Origin of the sequence: Microbacterium sp. MM2322 (genome assembly GCF_964186585.1) — a bacterium.
Lineage (GTDB): Bacteria > Actinomycetota > Actinomycetes > Actinomycetales > Microbacteriaceae > Microbacterium.
Genome location: NZ_OZ075067.1, coordinates 2,324,954 through 2,348,844, shown reverse-complemented (window position 1 = coordinate 2,348,844; position 23,891 = coordinate 2,324,954). Strand labels below are relative to the sequence as shown.

Here is a 23,891-nt window from a genome sequence, read left to right as displayed (position 1 = left end):
GTGCGTGCGGGTCAGGCGAACAGCTCGGCGCCGACGTACGAGCCTGCCTTCGCGCCGCGCGGGATCGCCCAGATCCCCGACGCGATGTGCCGCACGTACTCGTTCATCAGGTCGGTCGAGAGGGCCCGCTGCAGGGTCACGAACTGATCGGGGCTCCGCTGGTACGAGAGGAAGAACAGTCCCGCGTCGAGGCGGCCGAGGTCGGTGTTGCCGTCGACGTAGTTGTAGCCGCGCCTGAGGATCCGGATGCCGTTGTTCACGTCGGGGTGGGCGCGGTGCACGTGCGACCGGGCATCGATCGCGAGGGCACCGGCGGCATCCTTCTTCTCGAAGTCGGGCGCTGCCGTCTCGCTGCCGCCCGACAGGGGAGCGCCCTCGGACTTGTCCCGGCCGATGATTCGCTGCTGCTCGGAGAGCCGCACGCGGTCCCACGTCTCGATGAGCATCGCGACCTTGCGGGCCACGAGGTAGGACCCGCCCGCGAGCCAGGCCGGCTCGTCGGCGGACGCGACCCACACGTGATCGGCGAGGGCCTCGGTGTCGTCGGAGAGGATGTTGGCGGTGCCGTCCTTGAACCCGAACAGGTTCCGCGGTGTCGCCTGCGCAGCCGACGTCTTCGAGGTCTTGCCGAAGCCCAGCTGCGACCAGCGCAGGCGCGCACGGCCGAAGGCGATGCGGCTGAGGTTGCGGATCGCGTGGACGGCGACCTGCGGATCGTCCGCACACGCCTGGATGCAGAGGTCGCCACCCGACACCGCGGGGTCGAGGTCGTCGCCGAGGAACGCGGGGAGCTTCGCGAGCCCCGCAGGGCGGCGCGATGCGAGTCCATACCGGTCGGTGCCGTCGTCGGTCGTGAAGAGGGTCGGACCGACTCCGAACGTGATGGTGAGTCCGGATGCCGGGAGACCCAATGCTTCGCCGGTGTCGTCCGGCGGCGCCTCCGGCGACCCGCCGACGGCGCCCGTCGCGCTGACGTCGAGCCCCTGCGTCATCCGCGCGGCCGCGTAGCTCCAGTCCTGGAGGAGCGACTGCAGGTCCTCGCGGCTGGTGCCGGCCATCATGTCGAACGCGGCGAAATGCAGGTGATCCTGCATGGGGGTCGTGATGCCCGCCTGGTGCCGTCCGGTGAACGGGTAGACGGATGCCGCTTCCTCCGCGGCGCGCGAGCGGCCGATCGCGACACCCGCCGCCGATCCTGCTCCCGCGCCGAGGGCGAGGCCCGCCGCACCGACGCCGGCCGCGAGGCCGAATAGACCCCGGCGGCTCAGGGCCGGGGGAGCCGTCTGTTCGGGCGTGGGCTCTTCTCCGGTCACTGCAGGACCGTCGAGGTGAGGCGCGACAGTGGCTCGGCGAGCGCGTTGATCAGGTCGGTGAGATCGCGCTTGTCGTCCTCGGTCAACGTCCGGTACTCGACGAAACCGTCCGTGAGCGAGCCGTGGGCGGCGAGAGACGCATCCAGATCGTCGTAGCGACGGGCGATCTCCTTCGACAGTGCGGCACCGTCGGCGCCGGTCGCGGAGGCGAAGTCCTTCACGAGCGAGAACGCCATCTTGGAGCCCTCGACGTTCGCGGCGAAGTCCGAGAGATCGGTGCCCGACCACCAGTCCTCTTCACCGGTGATCTTGCCGGTCGCGACCTCGTCGAGGAGCGCGATGGCGCCGTTGGAGAGCCCGGCGACGCCCTGGGAGTCGAGGGCCTGCTGGAACTTCTCGGAGTGGACGTAGTCGTTGAGCTCGCCGACATCCGCGACGAGTTTGTCGCCGTAGGTGGCGCGCTCGGCCGTGGTCGAGGGCGCCCAGTCCTTCCACGCGGGCGTCTCGCCGTCGGCGTTGAGCGCATCCTTCTTCGGGACCCACAGGTCTTTCTCGATGCGGTGGAATCCGGTCCAGTCGAGGCCTTCCGCCACGGCATCCACTTCGCGGTAGTCGATGCGCGGGTCGAGGTCGCCGAGGGATTCCGCGACCGGCTCGATCCGCTCGTAGAACGCCCGCACCTTCGGGAACTGCGCGCGCGCCTCGTCGTCGCGCCCCGACTCGTACGCCGTCGTGAACGTGTCCACGGCGGGCACGAGCTGCTCGACCTGGTCTTTCACGAACGCCGCGTACAGGTCGACGGCCTTCTGCTTCTGCTCGGCGTCGTCGCCGGTCGCGGCGACGGTCGTGCCGGTGACGCTGAAGTCTGCGCGACCCACACCCTCGCCGACCATCCCGGGCTTGCAGAGCGTCTTGTATTCTCCGGGCTGAGCGACGACGGTGAGCGTGCGCTCCGCGCCCGGCGCGATGTTCTCGACCTCGCCGATGATGCGGAGCCCGTCCTCGGCGAGCAGGTAGAACTCGCTGGTCTGAGAGCTCTTGTTCGAGACCGCGAACGTCAGCGTCCCGCTCTTCGCGGCGGACGCCGAGACGTCGCACGAGGTGTCGGTCGAAGTCACGGTGAGCGCGTCGGCGCTGGCGACGTCGGTCTTCGCGACGCAGCCCGAGAGGGCGACGACGCCGACGGCGGCGAGGGCGAGGGAGAGGTAGGCATGCGCCTGGGCGCGGCGGGTGCGGGTCATGATGCTCCTTGGGGGGCGTGACGAGGGGCGAGAGTGTCAGGGGAGGCGGCCGGCTTCGGGGCGGGCGTCCGCCGGATGAGACCGCGGACGAAGAACGTGCCGACGGCGGCGATGTAGAGGGCCCAGGCGATCACCTGCAGCCAGGTCATCTCGGGCATGAAGCCGACGGTCGCCTGCAAGATGGCGGCGAGTGTGCCGCCCGGCGGGATCTGCGCCGTGACGTCGAAGGCCCAGCCGAACGGGAATCCGGCCCATCCGACGCCGACGCTGCCCGTGGCGGGGTCGATCGTGGCCGATCCCGAGAAGGGGCCGGGGAGGACGCCGGCTTCCTGCAGGTCATGGAAGGCGTAGGCGAGCACCCCGGCGGCGACGATGACGAGGAACCCGCCGGTCCACGCGAAGAACCTGCGGAGATCGAGGCGGACGACACCGCGGGCGAGCAGCCAGCCGAGGACGACGGCGACCGCGATCCCGAGGACCGCGCCCGCCAGTCCGGGGCCTTCCTGGCCGGCGGACTGCACCATCGACCAGAGGAAGAGCGTCGTCTCGATTCCCTCACGCGCCACCGACACGAAGCCGATCAGCACGATCCCCCAGAACCCGCTCATGGCGAGTGCGCGATCGACACCGCCCTCGAGGTGGGATCGCATCGTCCGGGCGGTGCGCTGCATCCAGAAGATCATCCATGTCACCATTCCCACCGCGAGGAGGGAGAGGAGCCCGCCGATGAGCTCCTGGGCCTGGAAGGTCAGCGCATAGGCGCCGAAGGTGAGGACGGCGCCGATGACGACGACCAGGGCGGCGGCGAGGCCCACGCCTGCCCACAGCTTCGGCAGGACGTCGCGCCGCTCGATCCGGGTCAGATAGGCGACGAGGATGCCGACGACGAGGGCGGCCTCGAGGCCTTCGCGAAGGCCGATGAGGAAGGGAGGGAGGAGCGAGGCGAGCACGGGGATCTCTTCGGGTGTGCGGAGTGAGGCCGGTGCCTGCTGCCCCGTCGCAGCCCGTCCGCGGACCGACTGCCCGTCGAGGAAGCGACGAGGTGACGTGGCAGCTTAGGTTAGGCGAACCTCACCGCGTGAGCGTACACCCGCGACGCATCCGCCTTCAACACGCTCAGGCGTGTCGATCCAGGAACGCGTAGACCTCGCCGTCGTCGACGCCCGGGAACATTCCGCGGGGGAGCGGCGAGAACATCTGCATGTGCACGCGCGCGCTCGGCCACGCCTTGCCCTGCCAGCGCTCGGTCAGGTCGGCGTCGGGGCGCCGGCAGCAGGCCTCGTCCGGGCAGGTCGAGCTCGCGCGCTTCTGCGTCTCGCGCCCGCGGAACCAGCGCGCATCGTCGAACGGCACGCCGACCGTGATCGAGAACTCGCCCTCACCGGTCGAGCCGGTCTGGCTCGAGCACCAGAACGTGCCGCCGGGGGTGTCGGTGTACTGGTAGTGCTCCGTGGTGCGGTTCTGTTCCGCGAACGCGGACCGCGCCGCGAACTTCCGGCACACCACTTGCCCCTCGACCGAGCCCGTGACGTCCATCGGCAGTGGCAGTCCATCGTTCTCGTAGACCCGGTTGATCGCGCCCGCGCCGTCGACCCGCAAGAAGTGCAGGGGGATGTCGAGGTGCTGCGTGAGGAGGTTCGTCATGCGCATGGCTGCGGCCTCGTGGGTCACGCCGAACGCGTCGCGGAAGTCCTCGACCGCGAGATTCCGGTCCTTCTTCGCCTGCGTCAGGAACGCGAGCGACGCGGTCTCGGGCATGAGGCAGCACGCCGCGTAGTAGTTGATCTCGAGGCGCTGCTGAAGAAAATCGGCGTAGTCGGTCGGCGGCGTGTGCCCCAGAAGCCGGTGCGCCATCGCCTGGAGCGCCATCGACCTCAGGCCGTGACCGCCGGGGATGGATGCGGGCGGCAGGTAGATGCGTCCGTTCTCGAGGTCGGTGACCGAACGCGCCGAGTGGGGGAGGTCGCTCGCGTAGATGAGCTCGAACCCGAGCTGCTCCGCCATGATGCTCACGGTTCGGTGGGTGAGTGCGCCGGTGGTGTGCCCAGCGGCCTTGAGCTTCTTCTCGGCGAGTTTTTCGATCTCGGGCAGGTAGTTGTTCTGGTCCCGCATCCGCAGTCGCAACTCGGTGTTCGCGCGTCGCGCTTCTTCCGGTGTCGCGATCGACTCGCGCTCGCGGCGCTCGAGTTCGCGGTGCAGGGCGAGGATGCCCTCGATCGTCTCGTCCGACATCGTCTTGGTGACTCTCACGGGGGCAACGCCGAGGCGCCGGAAGACGGGGCTCCGCTGCGCGCGTTCGAGGTCGAGCTCGAGGGCGGCTCGGCGATTGGGGGGCTCGGTGGAGAGCAGGTCGGTGACGTCGGTCCCGGTCGCCGACGCGATGGCCTGCAGCACCGAGAGTTTCGGCTCGCGTTTGCCGTTCTCGATGAGGCTGAGCTGGCTGCCGGCGATCCCGACGATCTCGCCCAGTTCGTCGAGCGTGTAGCCGTGGGTGGTGCGCTGGTGCCGGATGCGGTGACCGAGCGTCGAGAGCTGGAGGGGCGTCGCCATGATCTTGATGTTAGCGAAAGAATCCGACTTCTTTAACGCTTCGAGGTCTGAAAACTCGGTTGGGAAGCGCGCACAGTGGAAGAACGCCCACCCCAACCGAGGAGCGCCGAATGGCCATCGCAGACCTGTTCACCCGCCCCGTCCGTACCGAGTCGACGCCCGCCCCCCGCCGCGAAGCGCCGGCGCCCACCGGCATCCGTCCCGCCGCGACCGGTGAGGGGATGGCAGCCCTCCACGCCTGGGTCGACGAGATCGCCGCACTCACGCAGCCCGCCCGCATCCACTGGGTCGACGGCTCGGCCGCCGAGAACGACGCGCTGCTGCGCCAGCAGGTCGATGAGGGCAAGCTCATCAAGCTCAACCCCGAGTGGCGTCCCGGGTCCTACCTCGCCCGCTCGCACCCGAGCGACGTCGCCCGCACCGAGGGTCGCACCTTCATCGCCTCCGAGCGTGAAGCGGATGCCGGGCCCACGAACAACTGGATCGCGCCCGACGAGATCCGCGCCACGATCACGCCCCTGTTCGAGGGCAGCATGCGCGGCCGCACGATGTATGTCGTGCCGTTCTCGATGGGTGCGGTCGGCGGGCCGCTCTCGCACATCGGCGTGCAGATCACCGACAGTGCGTACGCGGTCACCTCGATCGGCATCATGACGCGCGTCGGCACCGAGGTGCTCGCGCAGATCGCCGACGGCAAGCCGTGGGTCAAGACCGTGCACTCGGTCGGCGCGCCGCTCGAGCCCGGCCAGCAGGACGACGCGTGGCCGTGCAACGACGAGAAGTACATCGTCCACTTCCCCGAGACGCTCGAGGTATGGTCGTTCGGCTCCGGCTACGGCGGCAACGCGATCCTCGCGAAGAAGTGCTTCGCCCTCCGCATCGCCTCGGTCATCGGCCGCGACGAGGGCTGGCTCGCCGAGCACATGCTCCTCATCCGTGTCATCGACCCCGCAGGCAAGGCCTACCACGTCGCCGCCGCGTTCCCCTCGGCCTGCGGCAAGACGAACCTCGCCATGCTCCGCCCGACCATCCCCGGCTGGCGCGTCGAGACCCTCGGCGACGACATCGCGTGGCTCCGTCCCGGCGAGGACGGGCGCCTCTGGGCCATCAACCCCGAGGCGGGCTTCTTCGGCGTCGCGCCCGGCACGGGCGAATCGACGAACGTCACCGCCGTCGACACCCTGTGGGGCAACACGATCTTCACCAACGTCGCCCTCCGTCCCGACGGCGACGTGTGGTGGGAGGGCCTCACCGACGAGGCGCCCGCCGAGCTCACCGACTGGGAGGGCAAGCCCTGGACCCCGGCATCCGGTCGTCCCGCCGCCCACCCGAACTCGCGTTTCACCGTGAGCGCGGGTCAGTGCCCGCAGATCGCCGCGGACTGGGACGCCCCCGAGGGTGTGCCGCTCGATGCGATCCTCTTCGGCGGACGCCGCGCCACCAACGTGCCGCTCGTGGTCGAGGCGACCGACTGGACCCACGGCGTCTTCATGGGCTCGAACATCTCCTCGGAGCGGACGGCCGCAGCCGAAGGGCTCGTCGGCGAACTGCGCCGCGACCCGTTCGCGATGCTGCCGTTCTGCGGCTACAACATGGCCGACTACTTCGGCCACTGGCTCAAGGTCGGGCAGAAGCTGCGCTTCGACCGTGCTCCGCGCATCTTCCAGGTCAACTGGTTCCGCAAGGGCTCCGACGGACGCTTCCTGTGGCCCGGATTCGGTGACAACGCCCGCGTGATCGACTGGATCATCCGCCGCGTCGACGGGTCGGTCGGTGCGGTCGACAGCCCGGTGGGGCGCCTCCCCGAGACGTCCGACCTGAACCTCGCGGGGATCGACGTGCCGCAGGCGGATCTCGACGAGCTGTTCGCGGTGGACCCGGCATCCTGGCTCGCCGAGGCCGACCTCACCGAGGAGTTCTACCGGACGTTCGACGGCAAGGTCCCGCCCGCTCTGTACGCCGAGCTCGCCGCCCTTCGCTACCGCCTGCAGCGCTCCCAGCAGACGGTCTGACCCGCCGCACCAGCCGTCGACCCGACGCGAACTGCTGTTCCCGGATGCCGGGAGTCGCAGTTCGCGTCGGGTCGCCGCGCGTTCGAGGGGGGAGCGCGTCAGACGAGCAGTTGGCGGGCGGCGAGGTCGCGGTAGAGGGGGACGTCGCGCACTAGTTCCTCGTGCGTGCCCTGGCCGACGACGCGGCCGTGGTCGAGCACCACGATGAGGTCGCTGTCGACGACGGTCGACAGTCGGTGCGCGATGACGACGAGCGTGCGACCGGCCGCGACGGCGTCGATCGCGTCGCGCATGCGCTGCTCGTTGAGTCCGTCGAGGGACGACGTCGACTCGTCGAGCAGCAGGATCGGGGGAGCGGCCAGCAGGGCCCGCGCGATCGCGAGGCGCTGACGTTCACCGCCCGACAGCATCACACCCGCCTCGCCGACGGGAGCCTGCAGCCGCAGCGCGGAGCGCTCCAGGACCTCGGTGAGGTTCACGGCCTCGAGCACGCGCTCGCAGTCCGCGTCGGATGCCTCCGGTGAGGCGAGCCGCAGGTTGTCGGCGATCGTGCCGGCCAGGGTCGGGGCATCCTGCTCCACGTACCCGAGGCGGGCGCGCAGCGACAGGCGATCGAGCGCGCGCGCGTCGATCCCGTCGATGAGGATGGCGCCTGCCGTCGGGTCGTAGAAGCGCTCGATGAGCGAGAGGGTCGTCGACTTGCCGGCGCCCGACGGGCCCACGAGTGCGACGCGCGCTCCACGCGGCACCTCGAACGAGACGCCGCGGAGCACGGTGGCCTCGGGCTCCGGCTCGGACTCCTCGGGGATGGGCGCGCGGGCGTCGGCGAGGGTCTTGAGCGCCTCGTCCTGTGCGCTCCGGCGTGCGCGGACGACTGCCTCGGGATAGGAGAAGTGCACGTCGCGGAACTCGATCGCGGCCGTCGAGTCGGCGGCGGGTGAGGCAGCGGATGCGGCGAGGGCGGCATCCTCCGCGGTCTCGTCCGGCAGATCGAGGACCTCCTGGATGCGGCCGAGCGCGCCGAGTGCCTGGTTGACCGACGTGATCGCACCGAAGAACGAGGCGAGCGGCTGCACGAGGAAGAAGAGGAACATCACGAAGACCACGAGCTGCGCGATCTCGATGGCGCCCGATGCCACGCGGAATCCGCCCACGCCGAGCACCACCAGCAGTGACACCTGCAGCGCGATTCCCGCGACCGGGACGACGATCGCCGACGCCTTCGCGACCTTCACACCCGCGTCGTAGGCCTCGCCGGCGGTGGTCGAGATGGTCTCCTGTTCGCGGGACTCCGCACCCGACGCGCGGATCGTGCGGATCGAGCCGATCGCCCGTTCGACGCCCGAGGCGAGGGCGCCCACCTTCTCCTGCTGTTCGAGCGTGGCCCGACGGATGCGGCCGCTCAACACGACGACGACGGTCGCCGAGGCGCCGATGACGACGACGATCAGCAGCAGCAGAATCGGGTCGATGATCAGCATCGCGATGATCGCGCCGACGAAGATGAGGGCGTTGCCGATCGAGTCGGCGAAGCCCTGCGTGAGGACGGCGTAGAGGAGGGTCGTGTCCGTGCCGACGCGCGACACCAGGTCGCCGGTCCGTCGGGCGTCGTACTCCTGTACGGGCAGGTGCAGGAGCTTCGCGATCAGGCGTCGGCGGCTCGAGTAGACGACCGCGGTGCCGGTGCGCTGCAGCAGGTAGTGCTGGAAGCCGCCGATGAGGGACGACACCACGACGAGGCCGACGAGGACCCAGACGAGGATGCCGAGGGCCTGGCCCGCCTGCACACGCCCGATGACGTCGCCGACCAGGAGTGGCTGGATGAGGGTGGCGACCGCTTCGAGCACGCTGAGCACGCCGACGACCACGAGGACGCGCTTGTGTTCGAGGAGGAACGGGACGAGCTGACGGAGGCTGGCGCGGGGGCCGTCGTCCTTCGAAGGGCGGCGCAGACCGCGGCGAGGCGTGGACATCCCTCTATCTTCCCCCCACGCGCGTGGGCGGTGTCCCACCCCGTCGGTAGGGTGGTCCGGTGCCAGAACCCGTGATCCGCGCCGAGAACCTCGTGAAGGCCTACAAGGCCAAGGGCAAGCCCGACTTCGTCGCCGTCGACGGGCTGTCGTTCGAGGTCGCACCTGGGGAGTCCTTCGGTCTGCTCGGCCCCAACGGTGCCGGCAAGTCGACGACGATGAAGATGATCGGCGCCGTGTCGACGCGGACGAGCGGAAACCTCTCGATCCTGGGTCTCGACCCCGACCGCTACGGCCCTGAGATCCGCTCGCGCCTGGGCGTCGTCCCCCAGCAGGACAACCTCGACGGCGAGCTCAACGCCCGCGAGAACCTCTACATCTACGGGCGCTACTTCGGTCTTCCCGGCAAAGTGTGCGCCGAGAAAGCCGACGAACTCCTCGCGTTCGCGCAGCTCGAGGACAAGGCGAAGAGCAAGGTCGACCAGCTCTCGGGTGGAATGAAGCGGCGACTCACGATCGCGCGCGGGCTCATCAACGACCCGCGGATCCTGCTGCTCGACGAGCCGACGACGGGCCTCGACCCGCAGGCCCGTCACGTGCTGTGGGATCGCCTGTTCCGTCTCAAGGAGCGCGGCACGACGCTCGTGCTGACGACGCACTACATGGACGAGGCCGAGCAGCTCTGCGACCGGCTCGTCGTCGTCGACAAGGGACGGATCATGGCCGAGGGGAGCCCGGCCTCCCTCATCCGCGAGCACTCCAGCCGTGAGGTGCTCGAGGTGCGCTTCGGGTCGGACCGCAACGAGCAGGTCGCGTCTCAGCTGCAGGGGATCGGTGACCGCGTCGAGGTGCTGCCCGACCGCATCCTCGTCTACGCGAACGACGGCGAAGCGGCCCTCGAGCAGGTCACGGCGTCGGGGCTGCAGCCGATCACCAGTCTTGTCCGTCGCTCCAGCCTGGAGGACGTGTTCCTCCGCCTCACGGGACGGTCGCTCATCGAATGAGTGACACGACGCAGGCGGCGCAGCCGACTCTCGACGAGCTGCGAGCGGAGGCGATGGAGTGGGGGCGTAAACCCCGCAGGTTCGGCAGCTGGTACGTCACCGAGCACATGGTCCGCGCGATGCGCGCCTACGGGTGGACGATCGTCGTCGGCGCGCTCGGGCAGCCCGTCCTCTATCTGCTCGGCTTGGCGGCGGGACTCGCCGCTCTCATCCAGACGCCCATCGACGACCGCGGCGTGCAGGTCGACTACCTCGTGTTCGTCGCGCCCGCGCTGCTCGTGACCGCCGCGATCTCTGTCGCCTCCGAGGAGATGACGTACCCCGTCATGGCCGGGTTCAAGTGGCGACGGTACTTCTTCGGGTTCAACGCGTCCGCCCTGTCGAGCCCGCAGATCGCCAACGGCGTCATCATCGGCGCGGCCGCCCGCATGACGTTCGCGGTCGCGGCGTACTACCTCTTCATCTGGCTCCTCGGTGCCCTCGGCATCGGGTGGACGACGGTGCCGAACCCCGAGACCGGGTGGATCGCGATCCCGGCGGGCATCCTCGCGGGCCTCGCGTTCGGCATCCCGCTCATGGCGTACGCCGGCTCGATCGAAGACGACAGGGGGCAGTTCGCGCTCGTCCAGCGCTTCATCTTCATGCCGACGTTCCTGTTCTCGGGCACGTTCTACCCTCTCGAGACCCTGCCCGTCTGGCTCCAATGGATCGGGTGGGTCTCGCCGCTGTGGCACGGCGCCGAGCTGGGGCGCCTCGCGACCTACGGCGCCGCAGTGCCGCCGTTCATGATCGTCGTCCACTTCGCTTATCTCGTCGTGCTCGCTGGAGTGGGGTACCTGTGGGGCCGGAAAGTCTTCATCGAAAGGCTCGCCAAGTGAGCGCCGTCGCCGTCGACACCGCCGCCCGCCGCGGGGGAGTGCGTGCCCTTTGGGCGGGCAACCCCGGCGCCGTCGTGCAGCGCGGATTCCTCGCCGCCCGATCCTCGAGCTGGGCCGTCGTCCTGTCCGGTTTCTTCGAGCCGGTCTTCTACCTCGCGTCGATGGGTCTCGGGCTCGGCAAGCTCATCGGCGACGTCCAGACCTCGCAGGGGATCGACGTCAGCTACGCCGCGTTCATCGCGCCCGCCCTCCTGGCCGTCTCCGCGATGAACGGCGCGATCTACGACTCCACCTGGAACGTCTTCTTCAAGCTGAACTACGGCAAGCTCTACGAGGGGATGCTGGCCACGTCCCTCGGGCCCCTCGATGTCGCCCTCGGCGAGATCCTCTACGCGCTCCTGCGCGGCCTGCTCTACGCGACCGGTTTCATGATCGTCATGCAGGTGCTCGGGCTGAACCTCGCCTGGACCGCGATCCTCGCGATTCCGGCAGTACTCCTGATCGCGTTCGGTTTCGCGAGCCTGGGGATGGCGATCACGAGCTACATGAAGACGTTCCAGCACATGGACTGGATCAACTTCGTGCTGCTGCCGATGTTCCTCTTCTCGGCGACGTTCTACCCGATCACCGTCTACCCCGAGTGGGTGCAGTCGATCGTCATGGCACTGCCCCTCTGGCACGGCGTGGAACTCCTCCGCGGGCTGACCCTCGGCATCCTGTCGGTCGACATGCTGTGGCACGTTCTGTATTACGTCGTGATGATCGCCGTCGGGCTCGTCTTCACCACGAAGCGGCTGCGCGCGCTGTTCCTCGACTGAGGCTCAGCGGCCGGACTCCATGACCTCGCGCGCCTTGCGGATGCGACGCGGATTGACCGGATGCGTCGCGAGCACGACCTTGCCTCGGGAGTGCAGCTTCAGCAGGTCGTCGTAGGCCTCGGCGACGTCCGCCAGCGGATAGAAGCCCGAGACGAGCACGTTCACGGCGCGCTTCTCGGCGAGGGCGACGAGCTTGCGGAGCTGCTCGGTCCCGTGAGCGACGGCGTCGGGCTCGTCGGAGAGCAGGGCGACCTCACGGTCGCGACGGTCGGCGCTCGAGCGGAACTTGCCCGCCGGCACGCCGAGCGCCTCGGCGATGTCCTGCCCGTCCTGCCCGAAGTTGTCGATGTAGGCGCTCACTCCGTTCGGAGCCAGAGCGCGGATGCGGTCGACGATGCCGTCGCCGTACTGCACCGGCTTCACGCCGAGCTGTCGCAGATAGTCGAAGTTGCGGGCGCCGCACGTACCGATCACGCGGGCGCCGCGATGCATCGCGATCTGCGCCTCGACGCTTCCGACGCCGCCCGCCGCCGCCGAGACGACGACCGTGTCGCCCGCGCCCACTTTGAGTTCGTCGAGGATGTCGAGGGCCGTCGTTCCGGCCAGGTAGAGGCCGCCCGCGGTCTCGAAGGTGACGTTCTTCGGCTTACGGACCAGGCGGTCCACCGAGACGGTCACGTGGCTCGCCTGGGCACCTGCGCGGAGGTGCCCGACGACGTCGCTGCCGACGGGGAAATCGGCGGTATCGGAGCCGACGGCGATGACGGTCCCGGCGAAGCAGCTTCCCGACCGGCGGGGGAACTCGTCGTCCCACTCCTCCTCCGCACCGGATCTGACGAAACCGTCGATGTGGTTGAGGCCCATCGTCATGACCTCGACGGTCACCTCGCCCTGACGCGGTTCGGCGAGCGGACGGTCGACGAGGTGCAGCACCTCGGGTCCGCCGGTCTCGTCGTACTCGACGACCGATGCCTGGGTCACTTTCTTGATCGCCATCGTCCACTCCTCGTGTCCCTGTGAGGCTGACGATAGACCCGAGTGTGCCCCGAGAGGAGCTCTTGACAGACCGGATGCCGCGACCCTCCCGGTGGGGTGGGCCGCGGCATCCGTCGATTCAGCGGAGGTCAGCGGATGCCGAGGTCCGCGTGTCCGATGTTCGTCTCGTACTCGACGTCCTTCGTCTCCTTCGACAGCCACAGGGCGATGAAGGTGAGGACGGCGGAGCCCGACAGGTAGATGCCGACGAGCCACGGCGAGCCGCCCGCGGCCGCCCACAGCGCGGTCGCAACGATCGGAGCGAGTGCGGCGCCGAGGATCGACGACACGTTGTACGAGATCGCCGACCCCGTGTAGCGGACGTTCGTCGGGAAGAGCTCCGGCAGCAGCGCCCCCATCGGCCCGAACGTCGCACCCATGAGCATGAACCCGAGGATAAGGAAGCCCTGTACCAGTGCGCCGGTGAACTTCGGGTCGAGCTGGGGCAACAGGAACACGTTGAACAGGAGTCCGAAGACCCCGATGGCTCCGGTGATCCACAGGAGGAGCCGGCGGCGCCCGATGGAGTCCGCGACGGGACCCGAGAGCAGCGTGAAGATGCCGAAGAAGACCACGCCGACGATCTGCATGATGACGAAGTCCGTGTAGCCGAAGCCGAGGCCCGGCACGTAGGCGGCGGCGTCGAAGGCCGTGCCGGCCGCCTCAGCCGCTGAGGCGGCGCCCTCTGTCGTGGCCTTTGTGCCGTAGGCGAGGGTGAACGCGGTCATCAGGTAGAAGAGCACGTAGGTCGCCAGCATGATGAAGGTGCCGAGGATGAGTTGCCGCCAGTGCCGACGGACGACCTCGCCGAGGGGGAACTTGCGGATCGCGCCGGTCTTCTCCGCCTTGGCGAACGTCGACGACTCGACGAGCTTGAGCCGAACGTAGAGACCGACGATGACCATGACCGCCGAGAAGAGGAACGGCACGCGCCAGCCCCATTCGAGGAACGCCTCGCTCCGCTGCGCCGGGCCATCGGGGTGGGGGAGCGCGAAATAGATCGCGAGGAAGACGGAGTTCGCGATGATGAACCCGATCGGAGCTCCCAGCTGGGGGAACGTTCCGTACCAGGCGCGCTTGCCCTTCGGGGCGTTCTCGGTCGCGACGAGCGCAGCACCCGACCATTCGCCGCCGAGGGCGAAGCCCTGCGCGAGGCGGAGGATGAGCAGCAGGATCGGGGCGAGGACGTCGACCTGATCGTAGGTCGGCAGGAAGCCGATGAGGAAGGTGGCGACACCCATCGTGAGGAGAGAGCCGACGAGGGTGGCCTTGCGGCCGAACTTGTCGCCGAAGTGGCCGAAGATCACGGCGCCGATGGGGCGCGCCACCATCGCGGCGCCGAAGATGCTGAACGAGAGCAGCAGGTTCGCGGTGTCGTTGCCGGCGGGGAAGAAGAGGATGGGGAAGACGAGGACGGCGGCGGTCGCGTAGACGTAGAAGTCGTAGAACTCGATCGTCGTGCCGATGAGGCTCGCGGTGATGACGCGTGAGCGCGGATTGGCGGGGGCGACGGATGCCGCGGGTGCTGCGGATGACATGCGGGGGGACCTTCGGAGCGAAGCGGTGGGTCCTCATGGGACGTGTCGGCGGCGGATGACCTCGCAGGGGTGTCGCGGGGGCATCACAGCACTGGGATCACCGAGGCGCCGACGGAGTCGCCGACGCGCAAACCTCCACCCTACTCCCGCGCATCGCGGCGGGAAGTCCCGGTCAGCGCCAGATGACGGCGAGCCCCGCGTTGAGAAGGGTCAGGATGCCGATGGGCCAGAAGATCCCCGCGGGAACCGACCCCGACTTACGCAGGCGTCCCGCGCCGGCGCCGAGCAGACCGCCGATGAGCACGAGGACGACCAGCTTGATACCGATCTTGGCGTAGTTGAGGTCGTGGTCGAGGCCCCACGGCGCCGAGAGCGCGAGACCGGCGACGAGGGCGATGCCGAGGCCCCAGTGCATGATCCGGGTCACCCGACGCTGGCCGACCAGTTCGACCACCCAGGCGCCGAAGAGCGTCGCGAACCCGACGAGGTGGACGAGGACGACGATGCTGCGCAGGATCTCCATGCCCTCAGGCTAGCTGAAGGTGGAGATCCTGCGCACCAGGAGGTCGCGCGATCAGCCGCGGAGGTCGCGGAGGACGAGCGCGGTGCGGATGGCGGCATCCGCTGCTTCTGCGCCCTTGTCTTCCTTCGAGCCTTCGAGGCCGGCGCGATCGAGGCCCTGCTGCTCGTCGTCGAGGGTGAGCACGCCGAATCCGACGGGCTTGCCGGTGTCGAGGGCGACGCGGGTGAGGCCGTCGGTCGCAGCGGCCGAGACGAAGTCGAAGTGGGGCGTGCCGCCGCGGATGATCACGCCGAGGGCGACGACCGCGTCAGCGCCGGCGTCGAGCGCCGCCTTCGACGCGACGGGGAGCTCGAACGAGCCGGGTACACGCACGAGTCGCCATGAGGCCCCCGACGCATCCAGGACCCGTGCGGCGCCGGCGATCAGGCCGTTGCTGATGGCGTCGTGCCATTGGCCGGCGATGACGACCACCGACATCCCGTTCGCGTCGACCGCTTCGGTCTGGGGTGCTCCGTGTCCGCTCATGCCTTGTGCTCCTCACTGTGCGCGAGAGCCTCGCGCAGCTCGTCGGCGTCGATGATGTGGCCCATACGGTCGGCCTTCGTCGCCAGGTACTGGTGGTTGTTGGCGCCGACTCCGACGAGCAGGGGGACCTGATCGACGATCGAGAGCCCGAGCGCTCGCAGCTGCGAGACCTTGTCGGTGTTGTTGGTCAGCAGTCGGATCTGCGCGACCCCGAGGTCCTGCAGGATGCCGGCGGCCGCCGCGTAATCACGGGCGTCGGCGGGAAGTCCGAGGGCCAGGTTGGCGTCGACGGTGTCGAGGCCCCGCTCCTGCAGGCTGTACGCGCGCAGCTTGTTGATGAGGCCGATGCCGCGACCCTCGTGACCGCGCATGTAGATGACGATGCCGCCGTCCTGCTCGATCGCGTCGAGCGCAGCCTCGAGCTGCGGACCGCACTCGCACTTGAGCGAGCCGAACGCCTCGCCCGTCAGGCACTCGGAGTGCACGCGCACGAGCGGCGCATCCTCGGTGAGGTCGCCGGAGACGACCGCGATGTGGTCGGTGCCGGTGATCCGGTCCTTGTACGCGAGGAAGCGGAACTCGCCGTGCGAGGTCGGCACGGTCGCTTCGGCGCGGAGGCTCACCCGACGCTTGGGGATGCCGTCGGCGTGGGCGGCGGCGCTGTCGCCGTCGGCCGCGTTGAGGTGTGCGATGAGCTGCTCGATCGTGATGACGGGGATGCCTTCCCGCTCGCCCATCTCGAGGAGCCCCGGCATCCGCATCATGCTGCCGTCATCGGCGACGACCTCGCCGATGACACCGACGGGCTGGAGGCCGGCGAGCTGCATGAGCTCGACGGCGGCCTCGGTGTGCCCGGCACGCTCGCGGACCCCGCCGTCGACGGCCCGCAGCGGCAGGACGTGACCCGGACGGATGAGCGAGGCGGGGACCGAGTTCGGGTCTGCCAGGACGTTCACCGTGCGGGCGCGGTCGGACGCGCTGATGCCGGTCGTGACGCCCTCCGCGGCGTCGACGCTGACCGTGTACGCGGTGCTCCGGGCATCCTGGTTGACCTCCACCATCGGCGGCAGGTCGAGCCGGTCGGCCCAGTCGGCCGACATCGGCGCGCAGAGGAAACCGCTGGACCAGCGGATGGTCCAGGCGAGCCACTCCGGCGAGGCGAGCTCGGCGGACAGGATGATGTCGCCCTCGTTCTCGCGGCTCTCGTCGTCGGCGACCAGGATCGGCCGGCCCTCCTTGAGAGCTGCCAGGGCGTCGGGGATGGTGGAAAGGCTCATCGGGAGCCTCCTTCTTCTGTGGTCGGGATGCCGTCGGGCGAGGCGAATCGGAGCAGGCGCTGCACGTGCCGCGCCAGGATGTCGGTTTCGAGGTTGACCGGGTCGCCGGGCGTCAGCGCGCCGAGGGTGGTCACCTCGAGGGTTTCGGGGATGAGGGAGATCTCGAACCAGTGCGACGACGTGTCGGCGTCCGAGACGTCGGAGACGGTGAGCGAGACGCCCTGCACCGTGATCGAGCCCTTGTCGACGACGAGGGGGGCGAGCCCTGCCGGTAGCGAGACACGGATGACGCGCCACTGCTCGCCGGGACGCACCTCGAGCACCTCGCCGGTGCCGTCGACGTGCCCCTGCACGATGTGACCGCCGAGGCGCGTGTGCGCGGCGAGTGCCCGCTCCACGTTGACCGGCGAGCCGACGGCGAGGGTGCCGAGGGTCGACATGTCGAGCGTCTGCTTCATGACGTCGGCGGTGAAGCCTTCGGAGGTCTGCTCGGTGACGGTGAGGCACACGCCGCTGATCGAGATCGAGTCGCCGCGTGCCGCGTCGGAGACCGCGAGGGGAGCGCGCACGGCGAGGCGGACGCCGTCGCCGGACGGCTCGATCGCGGTGATGACGCCCTGCTCTTCGATGATGCCCGTGAACATCAGCTCTCCTTCGGGGTCAGGGTGACGAGGATGTCGTCGCCGAGTCTGTCGACACCGACGATGTCGAGTCGCCGCTGTTCTGCGATGGTCGTGACGCCGATGTCGCCGACGGCGACGCGCTCGCCGCCGATCAGTGTCGGAGCGATGTAGACGAGGAGCTCGTCGACGAGCCCCTGTCGCAGGAAGGATGCCGCGAGCGTCGGGCCGCCCTCGAGGAACACTCGGTGCGCCCCGAGTTCGCGGAGGCGGTCGAGGAGGTCCCGCAGATCCTCGCCCTCGTCCTGCATGAACGGTCGCGGGTGGGAGCGCAGGCGTGCCTCCTGCGGCACGGCGCGCGTTCCGACGACGACGGGACGGGGCTGGTCCTCGAAGAGACTGCCGTCCTGCCGGCGCGCGGTGAGTGCGGGGTCGTCGGCCAGCACGGTGCCCGTTCCGACGAGGATCGCGTCCGCGAGCGAACGGCGACGGTGGACGTCCGCGCGCGCGTCCGATCCGGTGATCCACTGGCTGGTGCCGTCGGATGCCGCGGCCCGCCCGTCGAGCGACTGCGCCCACTTCACGGTGACCTGAGGGCGTCCGAGGCGTTGCACCGTCAGCCATGACGCGATGAGCTCTTCGCCCTCCTCGCGGTGCACGCCACCTTCGACGTCCACACCCGCGTCGCGGAGCCGCTCGGCGCCTCCCGACGACACCGCGCCGGGGTCCGCTGCGGAGTAGACCACGCGGGCGACGCCCGCCTCGATGAGCGCGACCGCACACGGACCGGTGCGGCCCGTGTGGTTGCACGGCTCGAGGGTCACGACGGCGGTCGTTCCGCGCGCGGCATCCGCGTCCAGTTTCGACAGCGCGTCGATCTCGGCGTGAGGGGTGCCGGCACCGTGGTGCCAGCCCTCCGCGAGGACCTCGCCGTCGGGGGAGAGGATGACGGCGCCGACTTGGGGGTTCACTCCCCGCGGGCCGTGCTGCGCGAGCGCGAACGCGCGGCGAAGCGCGCTCTGCTCTGCGTCGGTGACACTCATCCGGATCCTCACGATGGGGTTCTCCGGGGCGCGGGCGCTGCAGACGTCATCGCGGAATCACCGCATCCGTCCGTGCTGCCTCCCATCCGGACTAGCGACTTGCGTCGCATCACCGTCGGTTCCGGAATTCCACCGGATCAGCAGGACCCGGGGGTCCCGCTCGCGGACTGTCACCGCCGGTTCGGATTCTCACCGACCCCGGAGCACGTTTCTTGCTCTTGAAGTGTAATCAACCGTCCTGCGCCCGATTCATTCCCTGTCATCTCTTGACATCCCAGGTCACTCGGCGAGCGAGCGGGCGGTCGCCTCGTCGACGACCAATTCGGTGACCAGGCGAGCCGCGAGGGCTCCGCGCAGGCTGTCGCGCTTGTCGACTCCCGACACGACGCACACACGGCTCGGCACGCGGCGGAGCACATCGAAGCGGGGCCCGGTCGCCCGGTCGTTCAGCTCGATCCCTCGGGTCGAGCCGTCGAGACGGTAGAACACCGTCGCGACGTCGCCGACGACGCCTTCGCGGTCGAGCGCCGCGAGTTCTTCCGGCTCGAGGTAGCCGCCGGAGTAGACGTGGCTGGGCACGCGGGAGTCCGCCGCGCCCACGCTGAAGACGACGAGGTCCATCGACGCGTGCATGTCGAGGATGCGGGTGGTGCTCCGCTCACGCCACATGGCGTGCTTCGTGCGGGGGTCGTCGAAGAACGCCGGCACGGGGAACTGCTGTGCGCTCCCGCCGTAGGCGACGGCGAACCGGCTCAGGATGTCGCTGGCGTAGAGGAGTCCGGTCGTCCGGGTGTTCCCCGATCCGTTCAGCTGCACGAACGTCGTCCCGTGGACGGACTTGGGGACGAGGCGGCGGCTGACGGCCGCCGTCGTGGACCCCCACGCGATCCCGACGGTGGCGTCGGGCACGACGAGGTCGCCCAGCAGGTGAGCTGCGGCGGTCGCGACGCGCTCGAGCCGCTCGACATCGCTCGCGTCGTCGGGCACCGGAACGACGTGCGCGGTGATGCCGTACCGGTCGGCGAGGTTCTGCTCCAGCAGCTGCGGCGCGGCGAAGGGGGAGCGGATGCGGATGTCCACGATCCCGCTCGCCCGCGCCCGCGAGAGGAGCCGGGACACCGTTGAGCGCGAGGTCCCCAGCTCGCGTGCGATGGCTTCCATCGTGCGCTCCTGGACGTAGTACAGATGCGCCGCGGTGAGGGCGCGACGGATGTCGTCGGGATCGAGTGTGTCTTCCACGAGGGACAGTGTGCACGTATGTGCAAGCGGACTGCAATCCCGTCCACGAATGTCATCATTGGTCCCAACAGCCACTCCGGTGGCGGTCTGAGGCGACCGGGTCGACACCCGGCAGAAGTGGGAGTGTGACGTGGACACCGAGATCCGACGGACGACGACGGCGCTGCGCGAGCGGCCCCAGGCTGACGTGCTCATCATCGGCGGCGGCATCAACGGCGTCGCGACCTTCCGCGATTTGGCTCTGCAAGGAATCGACGTGGCCCTCGTCGAGCGCAGCGACTTCCTCTCCGGCGCGTCCGCCGCGTCGAGCCACATGATCCACGGCGGCATCCGCTACCTCGAGAACGGCGAACTCCGCCTCGTCCACGAAGCCGTCACCGAGCGCAACGACCTCCTCACCACAGCGGCCCACTACGTCCGGCCCCTCCGCACCACCGTGCCGATCTTCTCGACGTTCTCGGGTCTGCTCTCCGCGCCGCTGCGGATGGTGCTCCACCGCAAGACGGCTTCGACCGAGCGCGGTGCCCTGCTCATCAAGGTCGGCCTCATCATCTACGACTCGTTCTCCCGGGGCGGCGGCAAGGTCCCGCGCCACACGTTCCACGGTCGCCGCCGGTCGCTTCGTGCGCTGCCCGACCTGAACCCCGACGTGAAGTACACGGCCACCTACTGGGATGCCTCGCTCCGCGACCCCGAGCGCCTCGGCCTCGACCTCGTCCGCGACGGCGTCGCCCTCGGCGGCAGCCGTGCCCGCGCGGCGAACTACGTCTCCGCCGCGGGCGTCCAGGACGGCAAGGTCGTCCTCCGCGACGAGGTGACCGGTGAGGAGTTCCCGTTCGCGGCATCCGTCGTCCTCAACGCGGCGGGCCCGTGGACCGACCTCGCCAACCGCGCGCTCGGTGACGCCACCCACTACATGGGCGGCACCAAGGGGTCGCACATCGTCCTCGACCACCCCGAGCTGATGCAGGCCACCGGCGGGCGGGAGCTCTTCTTCGAGCACTCCGACGGACGCATCGTCCTCATCTACCCGCTCAACGGTCGCGTCCTGGTCGGCACGAGCGACCTCGAGCACGACATGTCCGAACCGGCCGTCTGCACCGAGGAGGAGGTCGACTACTTCCTCGACCTCATCGGTCACGTCTTCCCGACGATCCCCGTGGACCGCTCGCAGATCGTCCACCGCTACTCGGGCGTTCGTCCTCTCCCCGGCCACGGCGACATCGCCGCAGGATTCGTCTCCCGCGACTACCGGATCGAAGAGGCCGTGCTCCCCGGGTCGGACCGCGTCCCCGTGCTGAGCCTCGTCGGCGGAAAGTGGACGACCTTCCGCGCCGTCGCTGCGCGCCTCACGGACGAGCTCCTAGCACGGATCGGCCGCGACCGCGTCCGCTCCACCAAGGGCCTGCCGATCGGCGGCGCCGTCGGGTTCCCCCGCACCGACGCCGAGCGCGACGAATGGGTCCACCAGTACCTGTCCGACTTCGGCCCCGAGCGCGGCACCCGGATGCTGCACCGCTACGGCACGCACGCGCTCGCCGTCGCGGCTTCGATCCGTGAGGACGACGCCGACGCCCCGCTCGCGTCGCTTCCGCGGTTCACCTCGGGCGAGTTCCGCCACATCGCCCGCACCGAGTCGATCGTCCACCTCGACGACATCCTCCTCCGCCGCACCAACATCGCTTTCCGCGGTGAGGCGACGGTCGAGGTCGTCGAAGAAGTGGCAGACGCCGTCGCCGATGTGATGGGGTGGGATGCCGCAGCACGGCGCTCCGAGATCGATCGGGCTCTCGCCGCGGTGCACGCCGCCGATCCCGTCGCCGTCTGACGCCGACGCCGGCACTTCCGTCGCCGCGACCTGGCGACGAGCACTCGAAGAGGAGACGAGACGTGGCCGAACACGTGATCGCCATCGACCAGGGAACCACTTCGACACGCGCGATCGTGTTCGACGGCGAAGGGGCTCTCATCGCCACCGCGCAGCGGGAGCACGAGCAGATCTTCCCGCGCGCCGGGCGGGTCGAGCACGACCCCGTGGAGATCTGGACGAACACGGAGTGGGTGCTCGCTCGCGCCCTCAACCAGGTCGGCCTGTCGGCGGCCGACGTCGCCGCGATCGGCGTCACCAATCAGCGTGAGACGGCGATCGTGTGGGACCGCCGCACCGGCCGCCCCATCCACAACGCCCTCGTCTGGCAGGACACGCGGACGCAGCCCGCGATCGACCGGCTCATCGACGCTCACGGCGTCGACGCGTTCGCTGACGTCACCGGTCTGCCGCTCGCGTCGTACTTCTCGGCATCCAAGATCGCGTGGATCCTCGACAACGTCGACGGCGCGCGCGAGGCGGCGAAGACCGGCGACCTGCTGTTCGGCACGCCCGACACCTGGATCGTCTGGAACCTCACGGGCGGGAGCGACGGCGGCATCCACATCACCGACGTCACCAACGCGAGCCGCACCCTGCTGATGGACCTGAAGACCCTCGACTGGTCCGACGAGATGCTGCAGGTGTGGGACATCCCGCGCGAGATGCTGCCCGAGATCCGCTCGTCCTCCGAGGTGTACGGCGAGGTCGTGCAGCCGCGGGTGGCCCGCGGCATCCGCATCGCCGGCATCCTCGGCGACCAGCAGGCCGCCACCTTCGGGCAGGCGGCCTTCGACGCCGGACAGTCCAAGAACACCTACGGCACCGGCAACTTCCTCCTCGTCGGCACCGGCACCGAGCTCGTCCGCTCGCAGGCCGGTCTCATCACGACCGTCGCGTACCGCCTCGGTGACGAGCCCGCGCACTACGCGCTCGAAGGGTCGATCGCCGTCACGGGCTCCCTCGTCCAATGGCTGCGCGACAACCTCGGGATCATCTCGGAGTCCGCCGAGGTCGAACGTCTCGCCCGGAGCGTCGAGGACAACGGCGGTGCCTACTTCGTGCCCGCCTTCTCGGGCCTTTTCGCCCCCTATTGGCGCCCCGACGCCCGCGGCGCCCTCGTCGGTCTCACCCGGTACGTCACGAAGGCGCACATCGCGCGGGCGGCCCTCGAGGCCACCGCGTTCCAGACGCGCGACGTCATCACGGCCGTCGTCTCCGACACCGGCCGCGACCTCGACGAGCTGCGGGTCGACGGCGGCATGACGCGCAACGACATGCTCATGCAGTTCCAGGCCGACATCCTCGGGATCCCCGTGATCCGCCCGAAGGTGGTCGAGACCACCGCGCTCGGAGCCGCCTACGCGGCCGGTCTCGCCGTCGGTGTGTGGTCCGACAAGGACGCCCTCCGCGGCTACTGGCAGGAAGATCGCCGGTTTGAGCCGCAGATGGACCCGGACGAACGCGACCGTCGCTGCCGCCTGTGGGCGAAGGCCGTCGAGAAGTCGATGGGCTGGGTCGACGACGACGCACGCGTCCTCGCCGGCACCGTCTGACCTACTTCAGCAGACGCGACAGGCGCCGGTCGGCGAGGATCTTGCCGCCGGTCTGACACGTCGGGCAGTACTCGAGGCTGTTGTCGGCGAAGAAGACCGAGCGCACCTCGTCGCCGCACACGGGACAGATCTCGCCGCGGCGACCGTGCACGGCCATGCCGCGACGTTTGGCATCTTTGAGGTCAGCAGGCGGTTTGCCGGATGCCGCGGCCACCGCATCCGTCAGCGTCTGCCGCGTCGCGGCGTAGAGCCGATCGATCTCGGCATCCGTCAGCGTCGCCGCCAAGGCGTAGGGCGACATCTTCGCGGCGTGCAGGATCTCGTCGGAGTAGGCGTTCCCGATGCCGGCGACGATCGACTGATCGCGGAGGACACCCTTGATCTGCGTACGGCGGCCGGTGAGGAGTCCGGCGAGCGTGTCGCGGGTGAAGGACGCGTCGAGCGGGTCGGGACCCAGGCGCGCGATCCCGGGGACGTAGGCGGGGGAGCGGGCGGCGTAGTACGCGAGCGACTTCTTCGTGCCGGCCTCGGTGAGGTCGAACCCCGATCCGTCGTCGAATCCGACGCGGAGGGCGATCGGCGTCTTGCCGGGGCGGATGACCGTCGAGGGCAGCTGGTCGTACCAGCGGAGCCAGCCCGCCTTGGCGAGATGGAAGATCAGGTGGGCGCCGGCATCCGTTTCGAGGTCGATGAACTTGCCGTGGCGGGACGCGCCGGTGACCTGTGCGCCGGTGATGGCGTCGATCGGCGGGTCGTACGTCTTGAGTGCGGCGATGTTCGCAACCGACACCTTCGTGACGGTCAGTCCGGTCGCGCGCTCGCGAAGGAAGTCGACCAGTCCCTGTACCTCGGGCATCTCAGGCATGGGGTCATCCTGCCATC

General features: G+C 69.5%; 20 protein-coding genes and 1 riboswitch. Of the genes, 6 read left to right on the top strand and 14 right to left on the bottom strand.

What is annotated here, in order from left to right:
• Window positions 1–11: 11 nt before the first annotated feature.
• The 4 genes from efeB to ABQ271_RS11475 all read right to left on the bottom strand — a co-directional run bounded on the left by efeB (window position 12) and on the right by ABQ271_RS11475 (window position 5,104).
• On the bottom strand, window positions 12–1,313 hold the full coding sequence (gene efeB, locus ABQ271_RS11490) for an iron uptake transporter deferrochelatase/peroxidase subunit (protein WP_349308890.1): 1,302 nt from the start codon (window positions 1,311–1,313) through the stop codon (window positions 12–14).
• Window positions 1,310–2,554 carry an iron uptake system protein EfeO gene (efeO, locus tag ABQ271_RS11485; protein ID WP_349308889.1) on the bottom strand — a complete coding sequence of 415 codons (1,245 nt, stop codon included), beginning with the start codon at window positions 2,552–2,554 and terminating at the stop codon, window positions 1,310–1,312. Before efeO ends, efeB begins: the two co-directional genes overlap by 4 nt.
• On the bottom strand, window positions 2,551–3,504 hold the full coding sequence (efeU, locus tag ABQ271_RS11480; RefSeq protein ID WP_349308888.1) for an iron uptake transporter permease EfeU: 954 nt from the start codon (window positions 3,502–3,504) through the stop codon (window positions 2,551–2,553). Before efeU ends, efeO begins: the two co-directional genes overlap by 4 nt.
• A 166-nt stretch (window positions 3,505–3,670) precedes the next feature.
• Complete coding sequence (locus tag ABQ271_RS11475; protein ID WP_349308887.1) at window positions 3,671–5,104, bottom strand: helix-turn-helix domain-containing protein; 1,434 nt, start codon at window positions 5,102–5,104, stop codon at window positions 3,671–3,673.
• Window positions 5,105–5,214: 110 nt separating this feature from the next.
• On the opposite strand from ABQ271_RS11475, the gene ABQ271_RS11470 reads away from it, so the two are divergent.
• A complete protein-coding gene (locus ABQ271_RS11470) occupies window positions 5,215–7,116 on the top strand; it encodes a phosphoenolpyruvate carboxykinase (GTP) (RefSeq protein ID WP_349308886.1) in 1,902 nt (633 codons plus the stop codon).
• 98 nt (window positions 7,117–7,214) lie between these two features.
• Here ABQ271_RS11470 and ABQ271_RS11465 read toward each other — a convergent pair whose 3' ends face one another.
• Window positions 7,215–9,089 (bottom strand): ABC transporter ATP-binding protein, encoded by a 1,875-nt coding sequence (locus ABQ271_RS11465; RefSeq protein ID WP_349308885.1) that lies wholly within the window; start codon window positions 9,087–9,089, stop codon window positions 7,215–7,217.
• 59 nt (window positions 9,090–9,148) lie between these two features.
• Between ABQ271_RS11465 and ABQ271_RS11460 the strand changes: the two genes are divergently transcribed.
• The 3 genes from ABQ271_RS11460 to ABQ271_RS11450 are packed head-to-tail and all read left to right on the top strand — an operon-like array spanning window position 9,149 to window position 11,786.
• Window positions 9,149–10,090 carry an ATP-binding cassette domain-containing protein gene (locus ABQ271_RS11460; protein WP_349308884.1) on the top strand — a complete coding sequence of 314 codons (942 nt, stop codon included), beginning with the start codon at window positions 9,149–9,151 and terminating at the stop codon, window positions 10,088–10,090.
• A complete protein-coding gene (locus tag ABQ271_RS11455) occupies window positions 10,087–10,968 on the top strand; it encodes an ABC transporter permease (protein WP_349308883.1) in 882 nt (293 codons plus the stop codon). Before ABQ271_RS11460 ends, ABQ271_RS11455 begins: the two co-directional genes overlap by 4 nt.
• The gene (locus ABQ271_RS11450; RefSeq protein ID WP_349308882.1) at window positions 10,965–11,786 is read left to right on the top strand and encodes an ABC transporter permease; all 822 of its coding nucleotides are present in this window, start codon (window positions 10,965–10,967) and stop codon (window positions 11,784–11,786) included. The genes ABQ271_RS11455 and ABQ271_RS11450 overlap by 4 nt, the downstream gene beginning before the upstream one ends.
• Window positions 11,787–11,789: 3 nt before the next feature.
• Here the strand turns inward: ABQ271_RS11450 and ABQ271_RS11445 are convergent, their stop codons facing one another.
• The 8 genes from ABQ271_RS11445 to ABQ271_RS11410 form a co-directional block, all read right to left on the bottom strand.
• The gene (locus ABQ271_RS11445; RefSeq protein ID WP_349308881.1) at window positions 11,790–12,782 is read right to left on the bottom strand and encodes an NADP-dependent oxidoreductase; all 993 of its coding nucleotides are present in this window, start codon (window positions 12,780–12,782) and stop codon (window positions 11,790–11,792) included.
• A 128-nt stretch (window positions 12,783–12,910) separates the two neighbouring features.
• Window positions 12,911–14,359 carry an MFS transporter gene (locus ABQ271_RS11440; RefSeq protein WP_349308880.1) on the bottom strand — a complete coding sequence of 483 codons (1,449 nt, stop codon included), beginning with the start codon at window positions 14,357–14,359 and terminating at the stop codon, window positions 12,911–12,913.
• Between the two features lie 172 nt (window positions 14,360–14,531).
• Window positions 14,532–14,882 (bottom strand): hypothetical protein, encoded by a 351-nt coding sequence (locus ABQ271_RS11435; RefSeq protein WP_060915675.1) that lies wholly within the window; start codon window positions 14,880–14,882, stop codon window positions 14,532–14,534.
• Between the two features lie 51 nt (window positions 14,883–14,933).
• Window positions 14,934–15,407, bottom strand: coding sequence for a 6,7-dimethyl-8-ribityllumazine synthase (gene ribH / locus ABQ271_RS11430; RefSeq protein WP_349308879.1), 474 nt, complete (start codon window positions 15,405–15,407; stop codon window positions 14,934–14,936).
• The gene (gene ribA / locus ABQ271_RS11425; RefSeq protein WP_349308878.1) at window positions 15,404–16,684 is read right to left on the bottom strand and encodes a GTP cyclohydrolase II; all 1,281 of its coding nucleotides are present in this window, start codon (window positions 16,682–16,684) and stop codon (window positions 15,404–15,406) included. Before ribA ends, ribH begins: the two co-directional genes overlap by 4 nt.
• Window positions 16,681–17,328, bottom strand: coding sequence for a riboflavin synthase (locus tag ABQ271_RS11420; protein WP_349308877.1), 648 nt, complete (start codon window positions 17,326–17,328; stop codon window positions 16,681–16,683). Before ABQ271_RS11420 ends, ribA begins: the two co-directional genes overlap by 4 nt.
• A complete protein-coding gene (gene ribD, locus ABQ271_RS11415) occupies window positions 17,328–18,347 on the bottom strand; it encodes a bifunctional diaminohydroxyphosphoribosylaminopyrimidine deaminase/5-amino-6-(5-phosphoribosylamino)uracil reductase RibD (RefSeq protein WP_349308876.1) in 1,020 nt (339 codons plus the stop codon). Before ribD ends, ABQ271_RS11420 begins: the two co-directional genes overlap by 1 nt.
• A gap of 68 nt (window positions 18,348–18,415) precedes the next feature.
• A riboswitch (FMN riboswitch) is annotated at window positions 18,416–18,558 on the bottom strand.
• A 68-nt stretch (window positions 18,559–18,626) separates the two neighbouring features.
• Entirely contained in the window at window positions 18,627–19,586 is a 960-nt protein-coding gene (locus tag ABQ271_RS11410) for a sugar-binding domain-containing protein (protein ID WP_349308875.1), read from the bottom strand.
• 130 nt (window positions 19,587–19,716) lie between these two features.
• On the opposite strand from ABQ271_RS11410, the gene ABQ271_RS11405 reads away from it, so the two are divergent.
• A complete protein-coding gene (locus ABQ271_RS11405) occupies window positions 19,717–21,414 on the top strand; it encodes a glycerol-3-phosphate dehydrogenase/oxidase (protein WP_349308874.1) in 1,698 nt (565 codons plus the stop codon).
• A gap of 62 nt (window positions 21,415–21,476) precedes the next feature.
• A complete protein-coding gene (glpK, locus tag ABQ271_RS11400; protein ID WP_349308873.1) occupies window positions 21,477–23,009 on the top strand; it encodes a glycerol kinase GlpK in 1,533 nt (510 codons plus the stop codon).
• A gap of 1 nt (window position 23,010) precedes the next feature.
• Here glpK and ABQ271_RS11395 read toward each other — a convergent pair whose 3' ends face one another.
• Complete coding sequence (locus ABQ271_RS11395; RefSeq protein ID WP_349308872.1) at window positions 23,011–23,874, bottom strand: DNA-formamidopyrimidine glycosylase family protein; 864 nt, start codon at window positions 23,872–23,874, stop codon at window positions 23,011–23,013.
• Between the last annotated feature and the right edge of the window lie 17 nt (window positions 23,875–23,891).